This is a genomic window from bacterium, from assembly GCA_014360495.1.
In the GTDB taxonomy this organism is placed as follows: domain Bacteria; phylum Armatimonadota; class JACIXR01; order JACIXR01; family JACIXR01; genus JACIXR01.
The window spans coordinates 175,205-196,984 of sequence record JACIXR010000001.1 but is presented as its reverse complement, the minus strand read 5'-3'; the positions used below and the strand labels follow the sequence as shown (position 1 = coordinate 196,984).

The 21,780-nt window shown below is 45.5% G+C and carries 21 protein-coding genes; 5 read left to right on the top strand and 16 right to left on the bottom strand.

Going from position 1 to position 21,780, the window contains the following annotated elements; genetic code table 11:
- Positions 1-19 precede the first annotated feature (19 nt).
- From H5T88_00860 to H5T88_00825, 8 genes are read right to left on the bottom strand one after another with little or no spacing between them, the layout of a single operon-like run.
- Positions 20-1,129 (bottom strand): hypothetical protein, encoded by a 1,110-nt coding sequence (locus H5T88_00860; protein MBC7328888.1) that lies wholly within the window; start codon positions 1,127-1,129, stop codon positions 20-22.
- Positions 1,126-2,895, bottom strand: coding sequence for a glutamate mutase L (locus H5T88_00855; GenBank protein MBC7328887.1), 1,770 nt, complete (start codon positions 2,893-2,895; stop codon positions 1,126-1,128). The genes H5T88_00860 and H5T88_00855 overlap by 4 nt, the downstream gene beginning before the upstream one ends.
- A gap of 1 nt (position 2,896) precedes the next feature.
- On the bottom strand, positions 2,897-3,523 hold the full coding sequence (locus H5T88_00850) for a hypothetical protein (protein MBC7328886.1): 627 nt from the start codon (positions 3,521-3,523) through the stop codon (positions 2,897-2,899).
- Complete coding sequence (locus tag H5T88_00845; protein ID MBC7328885.1) at positions 3,516-4,349, bottom strand: hypothetical protein; 834 nt, start codon at positions 4,347-4,349, stop codon at positions 3,516-3,518. The genes H5T88_00850 and H5T88_00845 overlap by 8 nt, the downstream gene beginning before the upstream one ends.
- Position 4,350: 1 nt before the next feature.
- Complete coding sequence (locus H5T88_00840; protein MBC7328884.1) at positions 4,351-5,145, bottom strand: hypothetical protein; 795 nt, start codon at positions 5,143-5,145, stop codon at positions 4,351-4,353.
- Positions 5,142-5,909, bottom strand: coding sequence for a hypothetical protein (locus H5T88_00835; GenBank protein ID MBC7328883.1), 768 nt, complete (start codon positions 5,907-5,909; stop codon positions 5,142-5,144). The genes H5T88_00840 and H5T88_00835 overlap by 4 nt, the downstream gene beginning before the upstream one ends.
- Before the next feature lies 1 nt (position 5,910).
- Positions 5,911-6,147: a hypothetical protein gene (locus tag H5T88_00830; GenBank protein ID MBC7328882.1), complete on the bottom strand. Its 237-nt coding sequence runs from the start codon at positions 6,145-6,147 to the stop codon at positions 5,911-5,913.
- Positions 6,120-6,536: a hypothetical protein gene (locus H5T88_00825; GenBank protein ID MBC7328881.1), complete on the bottom strand. Its 417-nt coding sequence runs from the start codon at positions 6,534-6,536 to the stop codon at positions 6,120-6,122. Before H5T88_00825 ends, H5T88_00830 begins: the two co-directional genes overlap by 28 nt.
- A 422-nt stretch (positions 6,537-6,958) precedes the next feature.
- Here H5T88_00825 and H5T88_00820 point away from each other — a divergent pair, with 422 nt between their 5' ends.
- The 5 genes from H5T88_00820 to rsmG are packed head-to-tail and all read left to right on the top strand — an operon-like array spanning position 6,959 to position 11,490.
- Positions 6,959-7,786: an FAD/NAD(P)-binding protein gene (locus tag H5T88_00820; protein MBC7328880.1), complete on the top strand. Its 828-nt coding sequence runs from the start codon at positions 6,959-6,961 to the stop codon at positions 7,784-7,786.
- A 2-nt stretch (positions 7,787-7,788) separates the two neighbouring features.
- A complete protein-coding gene (locus H5T88_00815) occupies positions 7,789-8,739 on the top strand; it encodes a polyprenyl synthetase family protein (GenBank protein ID MBC7328879.1) in 951 nt (316 codons plus the stop codon).
- Positions 8,736-10,478: an ABC transporter ATP-binding protein gene (locus H5T88_00810; protein ID MBC7328878.1), complete on the top strand. Its 1,743-nt coding sequence runs from the start codon at positions 8,736-8,738 to the stop codon at positions 10,476-10,478. The genes H5T88_00815 and H5T88_00810 overlap by 4 nt, the downstream gene beginning before the upstream one ends.
- Before the next feature lie 12 nt (positions 10,479-10,490).
- Complete coding sequence (locus tag H5T88_00805) at positions 10,491-10,778, top strand: hypothetical protein (GenBank protein ID MBC7328877.1); 288 nt, start codon at positions 10,491-10,493, stop codon at positions 10,776-10,778.
- 4 nt (positions 10,779-10,782) lie between these two features.
- Positions 10,783-11,490: a 16S rRNA (guanine(527)-N(7))-methyltransferase RsmG gene (rsmG, locus tag H5T88_00800; protein MBC7328876.1), complete on the top strand. Its 708-nt coding sequence runs from the start codon at positions 10,783-10,785 to the stop codon at positions 11,488-11,490.
- Position 11,491: 1 nt separating this feature from the next.
- Here rsmG and H5T88_00795 read toward each other — a convergent pair whose 3' ends face one another.
- The 8 genes from H5T88_00795 to H5T88_00760 all read right to left on the bottom strand — a co-directional run bounded on the left by H5T88_00795 (position 11,492) and on the right by H5T88_00760 (position 21,670).
- Complete coding sequence (locus H5T88_00795) at positions 11,492-12,238, bottom strand: metallophosphoesterase (GenBank protein MBC7328875.1); 747 nt, start codon at positions 12,236-12,238, stop codon at positions 11,492-11,494.
- A gap of 12 nt (positions 12,239-12,250) precedes the next feature.
- Entirely contained in the window at positions 12,251-13,387 is a 1,137-nt protein-coding gene (locus H5T88_00790) for a PilT/PilU family type 4a pilus ATPase (GenBank protein ID MBC7328874.1), read from the bottom strand.
- The gene (gene argH / locus H5T88_00785) at positions 13,380-14,753 is read right to left on the bottom strand and encodes an argininosuccinate lyase (GenBank protein ID MBC7328873.1); all 1,374 of its coding nucleotides are present in this window, start codon (positions 14,751-14,753) and stop codon (positions 13,380-13,382) included. Before argH ends, H5T88_00790 begins: the two co-directional genes overlap by 8 nt.
- A complete protein-coding gene (locus H5T88_00780) occupies positions 14,750-15,943 on the bottom strand; it encodes an argininosuccinate synthase (GenBank protein ID MBC7328872.1) in 1,194 nt (397 codons plus the stop codon). The genes argH and H5T88_00780 overlap by 4 nt, the downstream gene beginning before the upstream one ends.
- A gap of 72 nt (positions 15,944-16,015) precedes the next feature.
- A complete protein-coding gene (gene argF, locus H5T88_00775) occupies positions 16,016-16,924 on the bottom strand; it encodes an ornithine carbamoyltransferase (GenBank protein MBC7328871.1) in 909 nt (302 codons plus the stop codon).
- Positions 16,896-18,080 carry an aspartate aminotransferase family protein gene (locus tag H5T88_00770; protein MBC7328870.1) on the bottom strand — a complete coding sequence of 395 codons (1,185 nt, stop codon included), beginning with the start codon at positions 18,078-18,080 and terminating at the stop codon, positions 16,896-16,898. The genes argF and H5T88_00770 overlap by 29 nt, the downstream gene beginning before the upstream one ends.
- Positions 18,081-18,191: 111 nt before the next feature.
- Positions 18,192-19,295: a GNAT family N-acetyltransferase gene (locus tag H5T88_00765; GenBank protein MBC7328869.1), complete on the bottom strand. Its 1,104-nt coding sequence runs from the start codon at positions 19,293-19,295 to the stop codon at positions 18,192-18,194.
- Positions 19,296-19,300: 5 nt separating this feature from the next.
- On the bottom strand, positions 19,301-21,670 hold the full coding sequence (locus H5T88_00760) for an alpha-mannosidase (protein MBC7328868.1): 2,370 nt from the start codon (positions 21,668-21,670) through the stop codon (positions 19,301-19,303).
- Positions 21,671-21,780 lie beyond the last annotated feature (110 nt).

Sequence of the window (21,780 nt, the reverse complement as noted above, 5' to 3'; positions counted from 1 at the left end):
ACACCCTTTCTCGTTTTTGTCAATCCACGATTATCTCTAAGTTCGCCCGGGGAACAATCACTCGTTCGCCATTATCCAAAAGGACCTCCGCTACCCTCGCCTTCGCTCCCGTCTCCAATATCCTCGGCTCAGGTGGTAGAGCAACAACCTTTCCCAATAAACCGAAATATGGCTCCCTAATAACCCTAACCCTTGTTCCCTCAAGAAGCTGATTCATAAGCTTCACTTCAAACGCCGGCATCTCCTCCTTATGGGGAATTATTATCTCGGGTCTCATCACCCCAGCCCTTATCTGCGTTGCCCCATTTATTGATGCGAGAAATCCATCAAATCGCTTAAACAAATTAAAAGCTCGCTGGGAAATAGGAAGCTCTCCAAACCCCTCCATTATTATCAGGGTTAACGGTATATCCTCCTGTCCCGTTATCGCAACACCTATATCGTAGCCGAGAAAATCCCTCAATACCTCGTCGAAAATCCCGCCGACAACCACACCCTTAACCCCCACCTCCGCAGCTCTCCTCAACATCTCGCCGTCTATCGTTCCTCCAACGATAACACATCCCTTTAGCTCCTCCTTTATTTCCCTTATCGGCTCAGCGGGAGAAGACACGACGACTTTCAATTGCCCCCACCTTTCCCCACCCACTCCGAATATTCCCTGCAAAAACGCTCCTTTAGTCTCAATAACAACCCCCTCATTCGGCAAAATCTCCACAACCTCGCCTTCCACATAGGCAGGAAGCAGCAAAGGTTTTGGCTCCTCTCGTATCGTTATGTTTCCCGTTATTGGGGAGATGTTCTCAATCGTCCCCATTATAGGCGAGCGAACGAACTTCTTGGAGAGCCCGAAAAAGGAAGTGGAGGAAGCTATTACCTCGTTTTCCTCCACTTTATCGCCCACTTTTTTCAAGAGATGCTTTTCCAAATCCTCCCCAGCCACTCCGAGTATCTCTCCCGCCTTCACTATATGGGCTGGTCCAGGGAGAAAAGCACGCGCCACAATGCTCTCTGGTTTGACCCATTCCCCAATTCCAACGAGGACTTCGCCTTTTATCGGCAGCTTGCGGATTTTTTTCAATTTTGCATAGGGGGTAATCGTTAAGCCGGGGGTATAAGCCTGACTCATCTCGTATCACCTGGCAAAGGCAGGGAGAAAGCTTGATATGTTCTCCTCAACCATTCCTTTCTCTTCTCCTCCTGAGAGGGAATCTGTAGGGGTCTTCCCCTACAATCAACTATTAAACCAACCAACCCTCCTCTCAATTTCCTCACCACTTCCTTCCCTTTCCCCTCTCCCAAGTCCAAAGCTCTATGTGGTTTGATTATGAATTCTCCTTCCTCCTTCAAGGGGAAGACCCTCACTTCCCCGAACCTCACTTCCCCAAGGTTTTCCTTACCCTCAATGGAAACAGCAACTTCTCCTTCCTTGATACTTCCAATTGGGGCGATGAGGGAGCCGAGTGGAACAACACAATCCCTCCAGAAGATTTCCTCTGCTACATCAGGCAAAACAGAAGATAGAACACCAAGATGGGGCATCATAAATATACTGTCAACTGCGAGATAGGTTGTCCCCGCTGGTTGAAAAGCGTCTATCATCATCAACGCTGCTTGAGCTCTATTTGGGGCATGAGATAGCACGCCTCCCGAGCCAATAATCATGTCAACCTTGCTCATATCTATAAGGGTTTCTCCACCTGTAGTTTGAACGAACAAATCGCCAACCGTTCTCTCCCTCTGCACTCCGACGAGGCTTCTTGCCAAAGATTTATGATGCTCAAGCGCCAACCTGAGTGCCTCCCTCGCAACAGCCTGTTCTATGTAAAGGTCTTTAAGAGTTTGGGGAATCGTGGTGGGGCGTATCATCTTATTTCTGAGTGCATTCTTTATTTCCTTAGGGTCAACATCAAATGGAAGCCAGCGTTGGATTAAGGGGATTGTCGCCTCCACCATAACATTGCAGATGGAGTAAGACATTCCCAAATTGGCGGAGACTGTTCTATTGTAAGTTTGGGAGAAGACGGAGAAGACATCCGTCGTTGCCCCTCCGATATCTACAGCCAGCACATTGCCCCCGAGCTCTTTAGCTAAAAGCTGAACCATGAGCCCCACTGCGTTTGGGGTTGACATAATCGGATGGGTTGTTGCTTCCATAAGGAAGTTATAGCCGGGCGCCTGCCTCATAACATGCTGAAGGAAGAGCTCGTGTATCGCCTCCCTAGCAGGGGCGAGATTTTCAACCTCCAGCCTTGGGCGAATGTTTTCGGTGATTATAACCGAGAATTTATCCCCCAATATTCTTTTAACTTCCTCCCTCGCGTCCCTATTTCCTGCGTAAATGACAGGTATCGGTAGATTGCCAAGGCGAGCACGAGGCTCAGCCGCGGAAAGCATCTCCGCTAAGGAGACTACATGAGTTATCGTCCCGCCATCCGTTCCACCTGCAAGAAGTATTATATCGGGTCGTATCTCCCTTATCCTTTGAATTCTCTGAAAATCCTCCCTTCCATCATCAAGCGCTATGCAGTCAACGACTATAGCTCCAGCCCCGAGCGCCGCCCTGTGAGCGCTTTCAGCGGTCATAGTTTTAACCACTCCCATAACAAGCATTTGCAATCCACCACCAGCTGACGAGGTCGCAAGGAAAAGGTCAACCCCCTTGCCGTTCATTGAGGGAATGAGGAAGGAATCCCCCTTTAGCATTTCCCTGCCCGTTAGCTCTTCCAGCTCTCTCACAGCATTGTAAAGTCCCAGCATGACATTATCAAAGGGGGCTTCCACTGTTGTGGGAGCCTCACCTCTTGAAACAAGATGCCATCCACCTTCATCTGAGAAGAGGATAGCTTTTGTGGTGGTTGAACCGCAGTCAACAGCCAGGATAGCTTTAGCCATCTTAGAACTTTATCACCTTAAGCCAATCGTGAAGTAGGAATGTCAATCTATCAATGAAGAGGGAAAGCCTCGCCATAACGGTGCTGCCGAACATAGCGCCCAGTCCGAGCATTATAAACCATCTTCCCAATTTTGAGGCACCGGCAAGTGGTTGCTTCTCGTGGCTAATCGTGAAGAGAAAGTAGAGGATAACGCAAAGCAAAATTATTGTGGAGAGGAGATTGTTTAACCCACGAGCGATTGAAGGAACGAAAGTAATGGGACGGAAGGAAGCCTCTATCTGGGGGATATAGATGGCAGCGGTGACCTTGAAGACCAAGCCAGCTGACAACCCCATCAGAGTTGAGATAACAAGGCGAGCCATCCAGGCGAAACGTGGCGAGAAGATGAAATAGTAAAGGGAACCGATAACGAAGGCGAATATCCAATACCATTTCCCCTCAACAACCATAGGTGTCCACCATTTAGGTTGGAGGATATCCTTCCAGACTTCAAAGATTGTCCAGCCAAGTCCCAATCCGATGAAGAGATGCTCAAAGAAACGATAGATTGGATTTTCCTTGTAAAGAATGGAATAAATTCCCAGCGTAGCTATTGCGGCTAGCCAGGTAACTATTACCTCAACCACTTCTCCTTCTCCTCCTCTCCATGTAAAGTCCGATGTTTGCAAGGACTATGAGAATGATAATGAGGAGATGTGCCATAGATTGCGACATCATCATCTTCAAAGTGGTCTCGCGATGGCTTCCCTTAATCAATGCTTCGTATTCCGCCGCCCCTTTTAGACCCGATAACATACCTATCAGCTGCTTAGAATCCAAAAATGGATAGAGGTCCGGTGTGATTACAGCTGTGCAGGCTACTGCAAGAGGAACTTTATAAGTCGTCTGTATCGTTATCCAATCTCCATATGTGCCTGAGCCAGTGACATTAATTATTAGCCCGATGTCGTTGATATCCCTTATCTTCCTTGCCAGGGGAAGGGCGGAAAGGGGCTTTCGCTCAACGCTATCCTGCTTGAATGTTGCCTGGAAGTTCTTCGCCATCCTTAAAAGGAGTGGCAAACCTCCCGTTATAAAACCAACATTGAACCAATCTTCCCCATATTCTTTATGATACTTTTTCGCCAGTTTCTCCGCCAATTCCTCAGAGAGTTGGGGACCTTGGATGTCGTAGCCCAATATGACAAAGGGCTTTTTCTCCTTGAAGAGATGCTCAATAATCGCCTGCGCCTGCCACATACTTTCTCCCTTCGTAGCTGCTCCCCAATCCATGGCGAGAAGCACAACTTTGTCTTCGGGTAGATTTTTCACCGCCTCATAGAGACCCTTCGCCTGCGGACCTACGAAGAAGGGGAGGCGAATCTTCAAGAATAGAGGTATTGAAACCAATACCGCCAAACAGAGATAGATCCATTGCCTTTTTATCTGCCGCAATTGAATAAGCCACTCCATTTCATTTCCCTCCCAACTGCATACCCCTCTCAAGGCTCAACCAAACCCTGAGAGCCATAGCGATTCCTCCTATCGCCAACCCGAATCCAATCGCCCTCTGAACGGACATATTCACTACCGTCATAAACCAATTGCTCAGATTTTCTATTCTCAATGAGGCAACAATGCCCTGCATAGGCAGCCAAGATGTCAACCACATCCCGAAAGGAATCTGTCCGAGCATCACGATAATAGCCGCACCCATCATCAATACCGCCTCTACATTCGTGACCCTGAAGGCACGATAGGCAGCGGAAACGATGTAAAATGCCAATGTGGACATCATAGCAACGCCCAAGGGTATATAAAGTCCGCTAAATAAACAAGTGAAGATATTCTTCGCCAGCGGTAAGCGGGCATAGTGATTTAAAAAAGCGGAGAGCGCCATTGCCAACATAGCGATGAAGAGGAAAAGGCTAAAATACCAACCCTCTCTCCTTCTTCTGATATTCCCCAAATGGACCACTGCAAGGCTTATTAAACCAAGTGGAAAGGCAAAGGCGCCTATCACAGCAAGGGCATCTCCCACTGGCTCAACCCAGGGCGTTAGAAAGTTCTTACCATCTTTTGCTGGGAGGAAGAATTCAAGGCTGTAGAAGAAGCCAGCTAAAAATGTTAGTGCGGTTATCAACCTCCCTTTAGCCCGCATTGAGAGAAACTTATGCATAAGGGCAAGAACGAGGAAGCTTCCCAGCAGGGAAGCTATGATGCAGGCGGTTAATAAAATCGGGTCCTTTATCGGATGAAATATCCTCATCTGAAGAGATTTTGAAAGATTATAGCCATCTTCCCTCCAAGCGTCATCCCAATAACGCCTGAAAGGGAGAGGAGGAGCAGGATTATCTTTCCCAAATCCTGCCCCTTTATTGAGCCCACGAGGATTGGCTCCCGGGAAACATAAGCGCTCGCCGCATAATATTCCTCACCTATCAAAGTATAATCGCAAGCTGCAACAAAGAAGGGAAGCTGTAAAGTTGAGGGAGTGCCGGCTATTTGCACCGCTCCAACAGAATGTCCCTCCTCCGCCAGAATCAAGCTCTCCGCGGCGAAATCTCCCAAGAAGAAATGAGTCGCAGTCCTCTCCCTGTGCATTATTCCCACAACTCCTGAGGCGTAGGCAAATTGGTCGTTGGAGAGGAAAAACACATCAGAGGGATTATATTCCTCCAACCTTCCCGCCGCCCGATATGCCTCCTTGCAAACCTCCTCCGTGAGAGGATAGACATCTGAGGCGAAAAGGGGGACAATCACCCTCACACCGTATTCAGCGGCTCTTCTTACCACGTAGCTTAAAATAGCGAGCGCCTGAAAGAAGGTTACACCTAATCCGCTCAACCCCGCGGAGAAAAGAATGGGTCTGCCCATCTCAACCGCTCTACCTATCGCATCGTCAATGACGGAAAAGGCAGCGATTTTCCGCAGGAAAAACTCCTTTCCTCCTCTCGCCAAGAATATGGAAAAAAGGATGGCGCCAGTTATGGATAACTCCAAAATCGCTACTCCAGTCGTTGCATGCTCCATCTCATTCCTCCAGTTTCTTCAAGAGTCTTTCAATTCCTCCTGGTCTTGAGAGTATATCCGCGAAAAGAGATACATTCTCAAATCCGAAAAGAAGCCCGAGAAAGGGAGCGGAAAATAGTAACGCCTGCCCTCCTATAAAGGCAAGGGGCTTATTAGCCTCAAGAAAAAGGATGGCGGGAGCTTGCAAGCCCATCCTCTTTATTCTCTCCGCTATTCTCTCCAAGAGTTCCTCTTCCATAAGCTCTCTATCTTCTCCCATATTTCCTCCTCGTTTCCATTTGTATATACAGAAAGAGGCTTCTTTAAACGGAAAGAGGAAAGGCTATTTCGCTGATAGAAAAGGATGACGCCCTTCTCCCTCTTTATGTCTTCTACTTCCTCCCACCTCAACTCTCTTTTTATTAAAAGCCCCCTTAATTTAATCCCTTCTGAGTCGAGCTGATATGTGAGGGGAAAAAGGAAATCGCGAAGGGAAGAAAGTAAAAAAAAGAGAGCAAGTATTAAGAGCATAACCCCTCCAAGGTAAAGTCCAACCAGCCCTGCGAGGAAAAGAGCCGGTATAAGAAGGAGGGCTTTCCATCCGCTTTTAGGCAAGAGATAGACTCTCCAAATATAATTTTCCTTCATTTTTTAAAAGATATTTTAAAATTATAACTTCACAAGTCAAGATTTTTAATTGTTAATTCCAAATAGAAGGCTTCGTGGCAAAATCAATATATACCCATAGGACCGTTTCTCCATTATCCAAAACCCTTTTAAATTTTATTCCCCATATTAGGAAAGGGAGCTATTTGGCGTTTCAGGAAGCACACTCCTCAAGAAGACATAAAAACCATGGATATAAATATTCTCTCAAGATTTTGCTCTTCTTATGCTTTCCCGAGGTTATCGGGTAAAAGTGCAAGGGAATTTAGGAGAGAAGGGCTATGGATAGCGATTCCAGAGAACTCTTAAACGGTATATATGAATTTAATAAGCAAAGGGGTCTCAAATGTTATGCATACAAATCCTTGACTTTCCCATTTTTTCTCTTTTTAATTTAATTCAGTATGAGCAATCCGTATCTTCCTTACATTGCGCGAATTGAGCATATCAGACAGGAAACGCCTGATACGAAAACATTTCGGGCAGTTATCTTAGATGAGGACGCCCATCGCAACTTCGTATACAAGCCCGGACAGTTCCAGATGGTTTCCGTCTTCGGCGTAGGCGAGGCTCCCTTTTGCCTCACCTGTTCCCCCACCCGCCGGGAATATATAGAGTTCAGCGTTAAGAAGATGGGTGTGGTAACTACCGCCCTCCATAATATGAAGGAGGGAGACATAGTGGGAATAAGGGGTCCCTTCGGCAATCATTTCCCATATGAGGAAATGCAAGGGAAAAACATAATATTTATCGGCGGTGGAATAGGTCTCGCCCCTCTACGCTCCCTCATTCAGTTCTGCATTGACAATAGGGATAAATACGGCGATTTAACGATTATCTATGGGGCAAGAACGAGCAGTGATTTGTGCTTTAGGGACGAATTGAAAGAATGGGAGAGAGCCGAGAGGACAAAAGTTTATCTAACGATAGATAGACAAGATGGGAAATGGGACGGTCATATAGGATTCGTTCCTCCCTATGTGATGGAGATATCACCAAGTCCCGATAACGCTTATGCGGTTACCTGTGGGCCACCCATAATGATAAAGTTCACAATTGAGAATCTTCTCAAGCTCGGCTTTCCACCCGAACGAATAATCACTACTTTGGAGATGAGAATGAAGTGTGGGATAGGGAAATGCGGACGCTGTAATGTAGGCTCTAAATATGTCTGCCTGGATGGTCCCGTCTTCTCCTACGCGGAACTTAAGGAGCTTCCAAATGAATATTAAAAATGAAAGATTTTCAATCTTTTTATACCCCCATTAAAGAAGAACTAATCCTGGTTGAGGAGATTCTTCGTAGTCAATTGAAGGATGTTCCCCAAGAACTCTCCACGCCCGCCTCATCTCTCATCTTTGCAAACGGGAAGAGATTGAGGCCAGCCCTACTTCTCAATATATGCAAGATGTTGGGGAGAGTGGAAAAGAGAGCCCTTTACCTATCCGCTGGCATAGAGCTCGTTCACACTGCTTCACTCATTCACGACGATGTGATTGATGAGGCTGACTTGAGAAGGGGGAATCCCTCCATCAATGCGAAATGGGGGAATAAAATCGCCGTTCTCGTAGGAGATTTGCTTGTCGCGAAGGCAGCGAGACTCTTCCTAAAATGGGGAAACAAACGGATATTTTCCATTATAGCTGAAGCTGTGGAGAATATGAGCAGAGGAGAAGCGCTGGAGCTTTTGCTAAGAGGGAAAGAGAAAATTCGGGAAAAGGATTACCTGAAAGTGATAGAGTTGAAAACCGCCTCCTTATTTAGCGCAACAACAAGGATAGGAGCGATTTTGGGAGAAGCAAATAGAGAGGAGGAGAGAAGACTCTTTCTTTTCGGTAAATATATTGGGCTCGCCTTCCAAATCACTGACGATATACTGAACATAACCAGCGACGAAAAGAGTATGGGAAAGCCCATTATTTCGGATATCAAGGAAGGCACTTTGACTCTCCCCTTTATTCCCTTGCTTAAAAAGGGTATTTTGAAGGACTTGTTAGCGATGAATAAATTGGAGAGGGAAGAGTTGAGGAGAAAGCTTGAGGAAAGCGGCGGGCTGGAGAAAGCAAAAAGAAAAGCGGAAATGTTCGTCAATAAAGCTAAAAGCTACTTGGCTTCCTTCCCTCCTTCCCCTGCGAAAGAAGCAGTTCTCCAATTAAGCGATTTTATAATCCTAAGGGAGAGATGAAAGAAAGAGGCGGAATTAAAAAGCTTTTGAGTTTCATATTGCCCTATTGGCACATAGTTCTTTTATGCCTCATCCTTACCCTCATCACATCCGCTACTACGCTGATTTTCCCTTGGCTTATCAAAGAGCTTTTCAATTCCGCCCTCGTATCAAAGGATATTCCAACTTTAAAGAGAATCATTTTCTTAGCTTTTGCGATTTTGGGCTTGGAAGCCTGCGCGAGCTATCTTCAGATTCTAAATTTCGCCTATTTAGGGGCAAATGTCAGCACGAACATGAGAATAACCCTTTTTGACCACCTACAAAACACTTCCTTCCGCTATTTTCAGAAAACCCACACAGGAGATATGGTTTCCCGCCTTATGAACGATGTGGGAACAGTGCAAAACCTTCTAACCTCCGAAATAATAAACCTCATTCGCCAACCCCTTCTTCTAATCGGTGGATTCGTTCTTATGCTTACTATAAATTTGAGGCTATCGCTCTTCATCGCCCTGTTCATCCCCGTCTTCGTTATCGTTGCCACCCCTCTGGGCAAAAAGGTCAAGGATAAGGCTAGGGCTATGCAGGAGAAATTGGGAGAGATGACATCGCTTGTCCAGGATACTCTCAGCGGAATCCTTGTTGTAAAAGCTTTCCTCTTGGAGAAGTTCACATTACAAAAGCTTGAAGCTGTGAGCAGAGAATTCATAGATACTGTGCTCAAAAACGCTAGATACAGGGCGATTATGGCCTCTCTCGGCCTTTTCGGTGGAGCCGTTCCCTTCTTAGGCGCCTTAGGATATGGGAGCTTTCTCGTGATAAATAATCGTCTCACCCCTGGCGGGCTCGTAGCCTTCATATGGTATATGGCTTTGGTAATTGAACAAGTCGCACTTTTCTCCAACACATGGGCTAACCTTCAATCCGCTTTGGGAGCAAGCGAAAGGATTTTCCAGGTTTTAGCTGAACCAAAAGAGTTGGAATTGGCAAAGGGAACGATTGAGTTAAAGGAAGTGAAAGGCGATATCATTTTTTCCAATGTAAGCTTTACCTATACCGGGGAGGAAGTTTTGAAAGGAATAAACATTCATATAAAGGCGGGAGAGAAAGTAGCCATCGTAGGACCTACGGGAGCGGGCAAGTCCACGTTAGCTGCCCTTCTTCTCCGTCTCTATGACCCACAAGAAGGGGAGATTTATCTTGATGGCATAAACTTGAAGAAGATTAAACCCGCCTCTCTACGCAAATTCATAGCAGCTGTTCCCCAGGAGACGATAATATTCTCGGGAACAGTGAGGGAGAACATAGCCATAGGTAAGCTGGGAGCGAGCGAGGAGGAGATTATAGAGGCGGCGAAATTGGCAAACGCCCACGATTTCATCATCAATCTTCCACAGGGCTACGACACGATTCTGGGAGAAAGAGGTGCTCAACTATCCGGTGGTGAGAGGCAAAGAATCGCTCTTGCAAGGGCTTTCCTCCGCAAACCTCCTATCCTTATCCTTGATGAGGCGACCTCCTCTCTTGACTCCGAAACGGAATTCAAAATATATGAGGCAATGCAAAGACTTTTTGAGGGAAGAACAGCTATTATAATAGCACACCGCTTATCCACCGTCCGGTCAGTGGATAAAATCTTCGTTCTCTATGATGGAAAAATCTTGGAGGAAGGAAGCCACGAGGAACTGATTAGATTAAATGGGCTTTATGCAAAACTCTATTCACTCCAAATGGGCGAGAAATTAGAATTAATATAGGAGGTGTCCTTTATGGCTATAAATATCAGCAATTTGAAGATTGAACCCTTCCCCTTAAAAAGGGGATACTGGGGAAGGGGTGAATGCAAGATAACCTCTGATGAGGGTAACATTGTAGAAGTATTCGTTATTGACCCAATGGGGAATAGACTCTGGGCAGATAGAAGGGGCGAGGATTTATTCGTCTTAGAGGGAAACATCCCTTACGACGCACCACCTGGTTCCTACACAGTTTATCTCGTAGCGAGAGATAGCAAGGGAAACGAAGAGAGGAGTCCTATAACTATAGAGATAGCTTGAAGACTTGCTCTCGCTTCTCAGAAGTGTCGTTACCGATATAGGACTTGGACAATTAGAGAAAGATAAGGAAAAGCTATTCCATATCTATCTGCGGGAGCTTCAAATCTGGAACAAGAAGTTCAACCTCACCGCTTACGAGAGCGAGCGGGAAATAGTTATTTATCATTTTATTGATTCCCTCCTTCCCTTGCCTTTCTTTCCCATAAAAGAGGGGAATTTGATAGATATTGGGAGCGGTGCAGGGTTACCCGGTATCCCTTTGAAAATCTTCAATCCCTCCTTTTCCCTTCATCTCCTTGAAGCCAACAAAAAGAGGATACTTTTCTTAAAACATATAAGGGAGAAATTGAAAATGGATTTTGAGATTTTGGAGGGTAGGGCTGAGGATTTGGGAAGAAACCCTCAATATAGAGAGAGATTTAGCTTGGCTGTTGCGAGAGCGGTAGCTCCTCTCCCTGTTTTACTTGAATATAGCCTGCCATTTCTAAAAGTTGGTGGTTTTTTCATAGCCTATAAGGGGCCAAAGCTTGAGGAAGAACTAAAAGAATCAAGAAGAGCGCTCTCTATCTTAGGGGGAAAGGTTTTAGATGTAAAGGGAACCATACTTCCCTTCGTTGAGGAGAAGCGAATGTTTCTTTTTGTGTTTAAGGAAAGGGAGACTCCCGAAAATTATCCTCGTAGAGCGGGCATTCCAGCCAAACGTCCGCTTTAAATCATTTATTGCCCTTTATTTTCAGTAAGGTTATTTCTGGAGGACAGAAGAAGCGAATCGGTATTTTAGTCTCCCCTATTCCGCGAGAAACATAAAGATATAAATGTCCAAAAGAAGAAAGACCTTGCGAATATCTCCTTGGTAGCCTGCTCTTAGTGAATAAAGGTCCGATAAAGGGCAATCTTATTTGACCACCATGGGTATGCCCACTTAGAACGAGGTCAATCTTTCTCCAATCGCCCTGTGAAAGGATTACATCTGGTCTATGGGAAAGCAAAATTGAGAGGTCTGAAGGAGGAAGGGAGGCGAGGAGATTGGAGATTCTTTCCGCCTTAAAATCAACCCCAGCCAAAAGAATTTGCAACGACTCCATGTTTACAAGGAAATATTCATTTTTCAATAAATGAACCCCCGCTTTGTTGAAGATAGAAAGGAAAAGTTCCTCTTCGTCTCCATTCCCTAAAATAGCGAATTTGCCGAGGGGTGGATTAAGCAGTCCGAATAGATTTATGAACTCTCTTACCTTCTTTATTGTGATTTTAGCGAAGTTGTCGCCCAAGAGAAAGACGAAAGAGGGGGAAAGCTTTTCCACTTTGTAAAAGATGGCGGGCAAATTACTTGCACTTCTTATATGAAGGTCTGAGATAAGCACGGCGGTAATGACGATGTTATCTGGAAGCTTATGGTATACTATCTCCACCTCTTCCAGCTCTGGCTCACTGGAAGGGAAGTGAACGAAGGACGACATATGGGTTAAATTTTATTGCTTCTTTATCAGCTGACGAAATTCCACCTTATTGGGAGAAGCCGCCTCCGCCTCCTCCAGAGTTATCAATCCTCGCAGGTATAAAGAAGCGAGGGATTGATTCATCGTTATCATACCGTAATGGCTTCCCTCTTTAATGGTGGAGTAAAGCTCTCCCGTCCTTCCTTCCTCTATAAGCTTTTTCACAGTTGGCGAAGCTGTCATAATCTCAACTGCGGGTATGCGTCCAACCCCTGAAGCATGCTTGAGCAACCGCTGAGCGATTACTCCCACAAGGGTATTGGACAATTGCTCGTATATCTGATTGCTTTGATGAGGTGGGAAGCTGTGCACGATGCGGTCAACCACAGAGGGAGCGGAGATTGTATGGAGGGTGGTCAAAACGAGATGACCCATCTCAGCAGCCATCATCGCAACGCTCATCGTCTCGGCATCCCGCATTTCACCTATCATTATCACATCGGGGCTTTCCCTTAAGACGCTTCTTAATGCCGACTCATAAGATGCTGTGTCCTTACCCACCTCTCTCTGACAGATTACCGCCTTCTTATCTTCAAAAATATATTCAATGGGGTCTTCTATAGTGATTATATGAGCCTCTCTCGTCTGATTGATATGCTCAATTAAAGAGGCGATAGTCGTGGATTTCCCCGAACCGGTTGGACCCGTAACGATTATGAGCCCCTGCTTCTGAGCAACGAGGTCCTTCAGTGAAGAGGGAAGGTTCAACTGTTCAATTGAGGGGATAGCAAGGGGAATGAGACGGATTGCAATAGCTATGCTTCCTCTCTGCATAAAGAGGTTTGCCCTAATCCTTGCGAGGTCCCGTATAGAGAAAACGAGGTCTAATTCTCTCCCCCTTTCAAGCGCCTCTACGCGCTCGTCTCCCAGACGCTTTATATACTCGGGAGCGTTGGCGGGGTCGCGAAACTGAAGGAGAATTTCCCTGCTTGCCGAGTAGATTATATTCTGCGCTATATCCCTTAAATCTTCCTGATAGAAGATGTCAAAATCCTCCATCACTTTTAGGTCGCCGTCAACCCGTGCAACAGGTTTATTGGCGACCTTTAGGAGAATATCAGAAGCTCGCATTTTAACGCCTTTCTCTATTATCTCATATAAATTATCCATATTGCGACAGAACCTCCTTTGCTCTTTTTATCTGTAATTCTATAGCTTTCTCTCCCGTTCCTCCTCGGAAGTTTCGCCTTTCATAGAAGGAGGAAAGGGAGAGATGCTTATAAACATCCTCATCAAAAGCGGAGGAAAATTCTTTCATCTCTTTAATCTCCAGCTCTTTGAACTTTTTTCCCTTTTCCATTGCATAAAGGAGGAGCTCTCCCACAATCCTATGCGCCCTCCTGAAGGGAATCCCCTTTCGGATAAGATAATCCGCCAACTCAACCGCTAAAAGGTAATCCTCTATGCTTCCCTCCATTTTATCCTTATTAAAAGAAAGATTTTGGAGGATTTTGTTCATCGCCATCAAGCAATCCTTTAAATTGTCTATTGCATCAAAAAGCGCGGGTTGGTTTTCCTGCATATCAAAATTATAAGATAATGGAAGAGCTTTTAAAGTGATAAAGAGCGAAACAAGCGAACCGATTGTTCTACCAGTTTTCCCTCTTATTAGCTCCGCCGGGTCGGGATTCTTCTTGTGAGGCATCATACTTGAGCCTGCGCAAACCGCATCCGATAATGTAAGGAAAGAAAATTCCTGCGTCGCCCAAAGCACAATCTCCTCCGCCAAACGAGAGAGATGAATAGCGGATATAGCACAGTTGGAAAGAAATTCAAGCAGAAAATCCCTGTCCGAAACCGCATCTATGGAATTCTCAAAGCAACGGCTGAACCCTAAAAGGCTTGCCTTCAGCTCTGGGTCGAGTTCAACGCCTGCTATAGCACCCGCTCCCTCAGGGGATATATCTATCCTCTTTAAGCCATCTCTAAACCTCTCCTTATCCCTTTGAAACATCCAGAAATAGGCGAGAAGATGATGGGAAAGGGAAACGGGTTGAGAATGTTGAAGATGGGTATAACCGGGGAGTTTCCACCCTTTGTGCTTCTCCGCAAGACTCAAAAGCGTCCCTTGAAGAGAGTTTAATGCCTCCCCTATTTTTCCTGTTTCCTCTTTGAGATAGAGACGAAGGTCGCACGCTATTTGTTCATTGCGCGAGCGATAGGAACGCAAAAAACCTGCCCCTTCCCCAATCTTCTCCTCAAGCCAATTCTCCACAAGGGTATGAATGTCCTCGGCCTCGTCTCCTTTAATCGCCCTTTTCCCTTCTTCAACCTCCTGCTCAATCTCTTCCAAAGCCTTTACTATTTTATTTGCTAGTTCCTCGCTTATCACTCCCGCTGATGCAAGTGCTTTCGCGTGGGCTATGTCTGCTTTTATATCATAGGGAAGCAATCTTTTATCAAAACGAAGGGCAGAGGTGAAGCGTTCAATGAATGGGTCTAACGGCTCCCTGAACCTACCTCCCCATAACTTCATTTCCCTCGCCTGCCCTCAATCTTATAGGGAAGACCCCAAAGCTGAACGAACCCTTCCGATAACTTCTGGTCAAAAATATCCCCCTCGCCATAGGTCGCAAGGGAAAGGTCATAAAGGCTGTAGGGAGAAGAGCGACCAACTGGCTGACAGGACCCCTTGAATAGTTTAAGCCTTACTTTTCCGGTCACAAATTTTTCCGCTTCTTTTATAAACGCCTCCAAGCATTCCCTCAAATGGGAAAACCAAAGACCGTAATAAACTAACTCGGCAAACTTCGTATCAATGTAATTCTGCTTGAAATGAAGAAGCTCTCGGCTCAATGTCAAAGCTTCTAAATCCTTATGAGCTGTAATGAGAATCGTTGCCGCTGGTGCCTCATATACCTCCCGAGATTTTATCCCCACGAGCCTGTTTTCAACCATATCTATCCTTCCCACACCGTGCCTTCCACCTATCTCGTTGAGTTTAGATATTAAGGATGAAAGCGATAGTTTCTCTCCATTCAGGGCAATCGGTTCCCCTTCCTTGAACTCTATCTCCACATACTCCGGCTCGTCGGGAGCCTCAAGAGGCGAAACAGTCCATAAGAAAGCATCTTCAGGAGGCTCGGCTTCTGGGTCCTCAATTGCACCGCATTCTATTGAACGCCCCCAAAGATTAACATCAAGGGAATACGGCTTTTCCTTTTTCACCGGCACGGGAATCCCCCTTGAACGAGCATACTCTATCTCCTCTTCACGAGATAGACCCCATTCCCTTACGGGAGCGACGATTTTTAAATCAGGCGCAAGCGCCATAAAGGAAACTTCAAATCTCACTTGGTCGTTCCCCTTCCCCGTTGAGCCGTGTGCCACCATCTTAGCTCCTTCCCTCCTCGCTACCTCCACAACTTTTTTCGCTATTAGTGGGCGGGAAAGTGCTGCAGATAAGGGATAACGCCCCTCATAAAGGGCATTGGCTTTGAGAGCGGGAAGGACGAAATCTCTTGCGAACTCCTCCTTTGCGTCTATAACATAGGCAGAAATAGCGCCTATTTTTAATGCCTTCTCCCTTATCTCCTCGTAATTCTTCTCCTCCCCTACATCAACAGCTACCGCCACTACATCAACATCATATTTCTCAGCTAACCATTTTATAGCAACGGATGTATCTAAACCGCCGGAGTAAGCAAGAACCAGCTTTTCTTTCAATTCTCTTCTTCCTCCTTCACATTTTCCATTATTTTTAATTTTATCAGAAATTAACCCGAATGAAAAATAACCTCAAACGAAAAGAGCAAGAATCGCCTTCTGAATATGAAGCCTATTCTCCGCTTGGTCAAACACTATAGAGTGGGGACCATCCATAACCTCGTCCGTTATTTCCTCTCCCCTCCTTGCGGGAAGACAATGCATAACTACCGCTTCGGGCTTGGCTAATGCCAAAAGGGAAGAATTGAGCTGATAAGGAGCGAAATCCCTTTTCCTCTTCTCGCTTTCATCCTCCTGCCCCATTGACACCCATACATCGGTATAAATCACATCCGCATCCTTAATATCATCTTTTGAATGGCTGTTAGAAACAGCGAAGGGAAGCTCGTATCCCGGTGGACAGATATGGAGGAAATTTACCCCTAAGAGCGAGGAGAGAAGCGCTAGGGAGGCGCATACATTGTTCCCATCACCCAAAAAGACGAACTTCATATCCTTCCTTAGCATCCCCCTTTCCCAGAGAGTGAAGAAATCGCCAAGCGCCTGACAGGGATGTTCCTTATCCGATAAACCGTTAATAACAGGGATATCCGCATAGTTCGCCAACTCTTCCAATGTCTCCTGTTTGAATACCCTCGCCATTATCGCATCAACATATCTTTCAAGCGTCCTCGCCGTGTCGGCGATTGTCTCCCCCCTGCCAAGTTGGAGGTCCTGACGGGAAAGGAACAGGGGATAGGCTCCAAGCTGATAAACTCCCACTTCAAATGAGACCCTTGTCCTCGTTGAAGGCTTTTCAAAAAGCAGAGCTATTGCTTTGCCTTGAAGCAAGGGATGTGGTTCCCCTCTCTTTTGCATATCCTTCAGCAATTTAGCAACTTCAAATAAGGTGATAACTTCCTCTTTAGTTAATTGGGAAATGGACAGAAGGTCCCTTCCTTGAAAGCGACTTTTAATCTCCTTTACCTCGCAATAATTCATACAGCACCTCCTTTAGAATCGCTATCCCTCTTTCTATTTCCTCTTTTTCTATCACAAGGGGAGGAAGGAAACGAAGAGTATAATCGCTCGTAGCATTTATAATCAACCCTTTTTCCAAAGCCATAGATACGACCTGTCTCGCAATTGGTTGATAAAACTCTATTGCCAACATAAGCCCAAGCCCTCTTATCTCTTTGATTTCCCTAATTTCCTCTCTCAATTCCTCAAGCTTTCCCCAGAAGTAATCCCCCATCTCCCTTGCTCTTTTGGGAAGATTTTCCCTTTCCAAGATATCCAAGACCGCTAAGGCAGCTGCGCTAGCGAGGAAATTTCCACCGAAGGTTGAAGCGTGGTCTCCTGGTGAGAAAGCTTCCGCCACATTGGGCTGAGCAAGCATAGCCCCGATGGGAACCCCTCCACCAAGGGATTTCGCCAATGTGACTATATGTGGCTTTACATCGTAGAGCTGATAGCAAAAAAGAGCCCCACACCTTCCCAACCCAGTTTGAACCTCGTCAAGTATTAAAAGGATATCCCTTTCCAAACAAAGTTCATATATTCCTTGAAGGAAATCCTTATCAGCTGGATAGACTCCTCCCTCCCCCTGAACCGGTTCAAGAATTACGGCACAGGTCTCTTCATCCATTAGAGATGAGAAGGCAGGGAGGTCATTGAAGGGTGCAAAGGAAAAACCCGGTATAAGGGGTTGAAATTTTTCCTTATATTTTTCCTGTCCGGTAGCGGAAAGGGCGCCGAGGGTTCTTCCATGAAAGGAGTTCAGAGCGGAGATTATCTTATATTTCCCTTTTGGCTTTCCGTAGGCACGGGCGAGCTTGATAGCGGCTTCGTTTGCCTCAGCGCCGGAGTTGCAAAAAAAGGAAAGCATTCCCGTGAGTTTAAAAAGCCTCTCCGCTAATTCCTCCTGTAATGGTATGTGAAAGAGATTGGATGTATGAAGAAGAAGAGAACTTTGCTTTTGGATAGCGGAGACGACATCCGGATGGCTATGCCCAACATTCAAAACACCTATCCCCGAGAGGAAATCTATATATTCCTTCCCATCTACATCCCAGAGCTTTGCTCCTTTGCCTTTGGCAAAGGCAACAGGAAACCTTCTGTAAGTCTTCATAATAAAATCTTCTTGTTGATATGACATTAATAAGGTATTATAAAGGCGAATTGAACCCAAGGCAAGAATCTGTGTTATTCACAATAACTCCCTACTTTGGGAAGAATTCTAAAAGCAATTTAAAGCATTTTTAACACCTTAAAATCTATCCGCCGGCCAGAAGAAAGGAAACTGTTTGGGAAATAGCTTTCGCAAAATCGGAAGGGCTTCCTCTCCTTCCAGTGAAACATCCTCATCTAAAAGTAGCTCGTCAATCGTGCGATAACCCATAGCGAGCTGCATAAGTTTTGCTTGGGGAATCCTCAATCTCCAGCCTGAAGGAGGAAGGAAAGGCATAAAGAAGACAGTGTCCTTCTTTATATCAAAGGGAACCTCCCCTATCTCCGTCTCTACTATAAGGATTCCTTCTACTGGGTTATAGCCTATGCGACTTCTAAACACATCCTGAAGTTTATAAAGAAAAGTGATGATGTTGATAACTCGCCCCATTCCGTCCCTATTTTCGGGAAATTCCATATTCAAGCGAAGGTCATATCGCTGACAGAATTCAGTAAAAAGGAAATCTGGCGGAAGGGAAAACTTGAAGATAGGGCTGTTTCTTTCTTCGGACAACTGGCGAATTTGGGAAAGAATGGCGGAAAAAATCTCTTTATCCGGCTTCTTGTATCCCAACTCTATAACCATCGGCTCCTTGCTATCTAGCACGAAATAGGCTACAACCTCCTCCCCATCTAAGAGGACATAGGGGAGAGCTTTAGATGACCATTCGTTTCCGTGGCTAAAACCTTTCCACTTATCCTTTGAACGGACGATTGTGCCCGTTCGCCCCTTATTGTTTTCTTGATAAATCTCTAAGAGCGCTTCTCTAAACCTATCGTCGTAGGGCTCCATTCTAAAGTGAGAGGAAGAAAAAGGGATATTCCTCATATCAAGCTCGGCGGTGTAGCGAGGAAGAACAGTAGCATAGCCGAAGCGGTGATAGAAATTCGGTATCCCAAATAAAAGGGAAACATCATAACCCTCTTCCTTCATAAACTGAATGGAAGCGTTCAAAACCTTACTTGCGTAGCCCTTCAAACGGTGCTTCTCCTCCGTCCAAACACCCGCTATGCCACCCATCTTCATAACCGCTGAACCTATGCGCATCTCATAATCTATCACCCAAAGCCAGCTGACTTCCTCTCCATCAACGACAAGGATTAACTTCGTAGCTCTATCCTGTCTCTCTTGTTTGATCTCCATAACTCTTACACCTCCAATAGATTTGATTCCTCCCATTTAAGGGAGGGAAATAATTTTAATGTTTTTATCTCAGATGGTGCAAGTGGTCCATTCCATTCGACTTTAAGATGGGGAATCTCAAGCGTTGCTTGACACATCTCCCCGCTGCTTTCCCAGAGCCGAAATACAATCACATCTTCTTCCTCCCCCATCTTGAGAGCGGAAAGAATTACATTTGGGGGCTGGAGCTCAAGAAGAGAAAAGGAACAAGGAAGTTCTCCACTATGGGGATGCTCTATTATAGAGTGTAACGGTTGATTGAACTCCTCCGCTACTTTCTCCACTTCCCCTTGCCTCCAATCTCCCTTGTGAGGATAAACGCGATATGAGAAATTATGATATCCTTGGTCCATATAAATGTAATCCTTTCCTTCTTCAAGCTCCCTTGGAACATGATGCGCATATACAGGGCTTCTAACTATGCTAAGGCGCATTTCACCACCTAAGATATCCCCTCCATATTTGGAATCATTTATAAAAGCCACCCCATAGCTTTTATCATTCATATCCAGATTCATCCAGCAACCAAGAGGTTGCTCCTTTCCGTCTTGTTCTCTCTCTACAAATCCATAGGGGATGGAGAAAGTGGCGATGGAATCCTGAAACGCCGTTGGCAAGGCAATCTTGAGCATCTGATGTTTTTCGTTCCAAAGAAGCCTTGCCTCAACATCCAGGAAAGGCAAATCTTTATAAAGAACAAAATCCTGCCAGAGAACGCTATCTCCCCAAACGCTCTTTACTCTTAATTGCCATCTTATCGGTCCGATTTCAACCCATTTTTTCTCCACTGCTCTAAAGCTGCCGATTACATCTCTAAACGATTCAACATCATGCCCCCAAGCATCGCCTTTATCATCTATCACTAATGGAACGAGAGCAGGATAACGAAGAGGCTCTATCCTGTTCACTTTGTCAACGAAACGAGATATATAGCCCTCATCGTCCACTTCTATCAGTAGAAAATCGTTCTCCAAACGATTTGGCGGAACTTCTTCTCCCACTTGAGAGCTTTTGAAGTGAGATGGAGCGAGCTCATAAACAGCATATCCCAAAGGGGGAACATCTGCTATGAAGAGAAACCTCCTCATCCCGGTAACGCTTAACGATTGTATTTCCTGCGCCTCCTGTATTTCACCCTTTGGTGAGACTACGCGCAATCCTTCCTCCCTCCATGCCAATTCCACTTCCACTTTTTCTAACCTTCTCCAAGAGGAGGGATTGAAGACTATAATGGATTGCCTATCGGTTTTGATTTTTCTTGCAATGCCTTGAATAGCATAATTTAAAGCCTTTTCAGCCATATAAATTGATGTATCTATCGCCCTTTGGGCGTCCTCATAAGCGGGCAGAATACTTGAACCAGCGAGGATGTCGTGGAATTGGCAGAAAAGGAGATTCTCCCAAGCGAAACGGAATTCCTCCCGCGGATAAGGTTTTCCAACAAGGAGATGAGCCAAAACAGAGAACTTCTCAGCGCTCAGAAGGATATTCTCCCCCCTTCTATTCAAAGCCTTTATCAAGCTACAGGAGGTATAACAACCGCGAGAATGATACTGAAGCTCCCCCTCAACGGTAGGGTATTCGCCCTCTTTTGCCTCTTGGAAGAAATCCTCCGTTTTAGCAAATATGAATTTGTGTTGTGGCATATTCTGGGAAAGAGAGTTTAAGCTTTCTATATTATCCCCTGTTGGACCGCCACCGTGGTCGCCCCTACCATAGAAGAACATAGCCTTCTCCAGCTTTCCCTCAAGCTCGTTGATGAAACGCTCTAAATAATCTTTCAGTTCCCCACCTCCCGTTGCATAGGTGAAAGGGATGCGATAAGCGAGGACACTTGCGCCATCTCTGCTTTTCCAGTGGAAGATATATGAAGGTAAATCCTTTTCCCAGGGGGAAGGTCGCATAAATACATAGTATTCCATTCCGGATTTACGTAAAATCTGGGGAAGGGAGGCGTTATGACCGAAGGAATCAGGATTGTACCCAACTTTCGCGGTTTTCCCAAAATTATTTTTGAAGAATAGCTGACCGTAAAGCGAGTGGCGGACAAAGGATTCCCCGCAAGGGATATTGCAGTCAGGCTCCACAATCCAACCACCCACAATTTCCCATCGTCCTTCATCAACATATCCCTTAATTTTCTCAAACATCTCAGGTTCGTTCTCCTTTAGCCATTTATAAAAAATAGCCGATGAAAACGAAAACTTAAAATCGGGATATCTCTCCATAAGCTCCAAAACAGCTTGGCAGGTAGCCCTGACAACCTGCATTCCCTCCGTCCAGCGCCAGAGCCAAACAGGGTCAATGTGAGCATTTCCAATCAGATAGATATCCATCTTCTTCCTCCTTTTGAAAATTTTTAATTATTTTAGAAAAATTGGGGAAGGGAGTGAAGAGCATCTTTCATTAGAGGATAAACGCCATTCCATCTTGTCAATTTTTATTA

Coding starts and splice junctions, on each gene's coding strand:
- H5T88_00860 (MBC7328888.1), bottom strand. CDS start 1,129: ATGAGTCAGGCTTATACCCCCGGCTTAACGATTACCCCCTATGCAAAA.
- H5T88_00855 (MBC7328887.1), bottom strand. CDS start 2,895: ATGGCTAAAGCTATCCTGGCTGTTGACTGCGGTTCAACCACCACAAAA.
- H5T88_00845 (MBC7328885.1), bottom strand. CDS start 4,349: ATGGAGTGGCTTATTCAATTGCGGCAGATAAAAAGGCAATGGATCTAT.
- H5T88_00840 (MBC7328884.1), bottom strand. CDS start 5,145: ATGAGGATATTTCATCCGATAAAGGACCCGATTTTATTAACCGCCTGC.
- H5T88_00835 (MBC7328883.1), bottom strand. CDS start 5,909: ATGGAGCATGCAACGACTGGAGTAGCGATTTTGGAGTTATCCATAACT.
- H5T88_00830 (MBC7328882.1), bottom strand. CDS start 6,147: ATGGAAGAGGAACTCTTGGAGAGAATAGCGGAGAGAATAAAGAGGATG.
- H5T88_00825 (MBC7328881.1), bottom strand. CDS start 6,536: ATGAAGGAAAATTATATTTGGAGAGTCTATCTCTTGCCTAAAAGCGGA.
- H5T88_00820 (MBC7328880.1), top strand. CDS start 6,959: ATGAGCAATCCGTATCTTCCTTACATTGCGCGAATTGAGCATATCAGA.
- H5T88_00815 (MBC7328879.1), top strand. CDS start 7,789: ATGAAAGATTTTCAATCTTTTTATACCCCCATTAAAGAAGAACTAATC.
- H5T88_00810 (MBC7328878.1), top strand. CDS start 8,736: ATGAAAGAAAGAGGCGGAATTAAAAAGCTTTTGAGTTTCATATTGCCC.
- H5T88_00805 (MBC7328877.1), top strand. CDS start 10,491: ATGGCTATAAATATCAGCAATTTGAAGATTGAACCCTTCCCCTTAAAA.
- H5T88_00795 (MBC7328875.1), bottom strand. CDS start 12,238: ATGTCGTCCTTCGTTCACTTCCCTTCCAGTGAGCCAGAGCTGGAAGAG.
- H5T88_00790 (MBC7328874.1), bottom strand. CDS start 13,387: ATGGATAATTTATATGAGATAATAGAGAAAGGCGTTAAAATGCGAGCT.
- argH (MBC7328873.1), bottom strand. CDS start 14,753: ATGAAGTTATGGGGAGGTAGGTTCAGGGAGCCGTTAGACCCATTCATT.
- argF (MBC7328871.1), bottom strand. CDS start 16,924: ATGAATTATTGCGAGGTAAAGGAGATTAAAAGTCGCTTTCAAGGAAGG.
- H5T88_00770 (MBC7328870.1), bottom strand. CDS start 18,080: ATGTCATATCAACAAGAAGATTTTATTATGAAGACTTACAGAAGGTTT.
- H5T88_00765 (MBC7328869.1), bottom strand. CDS start 19,295: ATGGAGATCAAACAAGAGAGACAGGATAGAGCTACGAAGTTAATCCTT.
- H5T88_00760 (MBC7328868.1), bottom strand. CDS start 21,670: ATGGATATCTATCTGATTGGAAATGCTCACATTGACCCTGTTTGGCTC.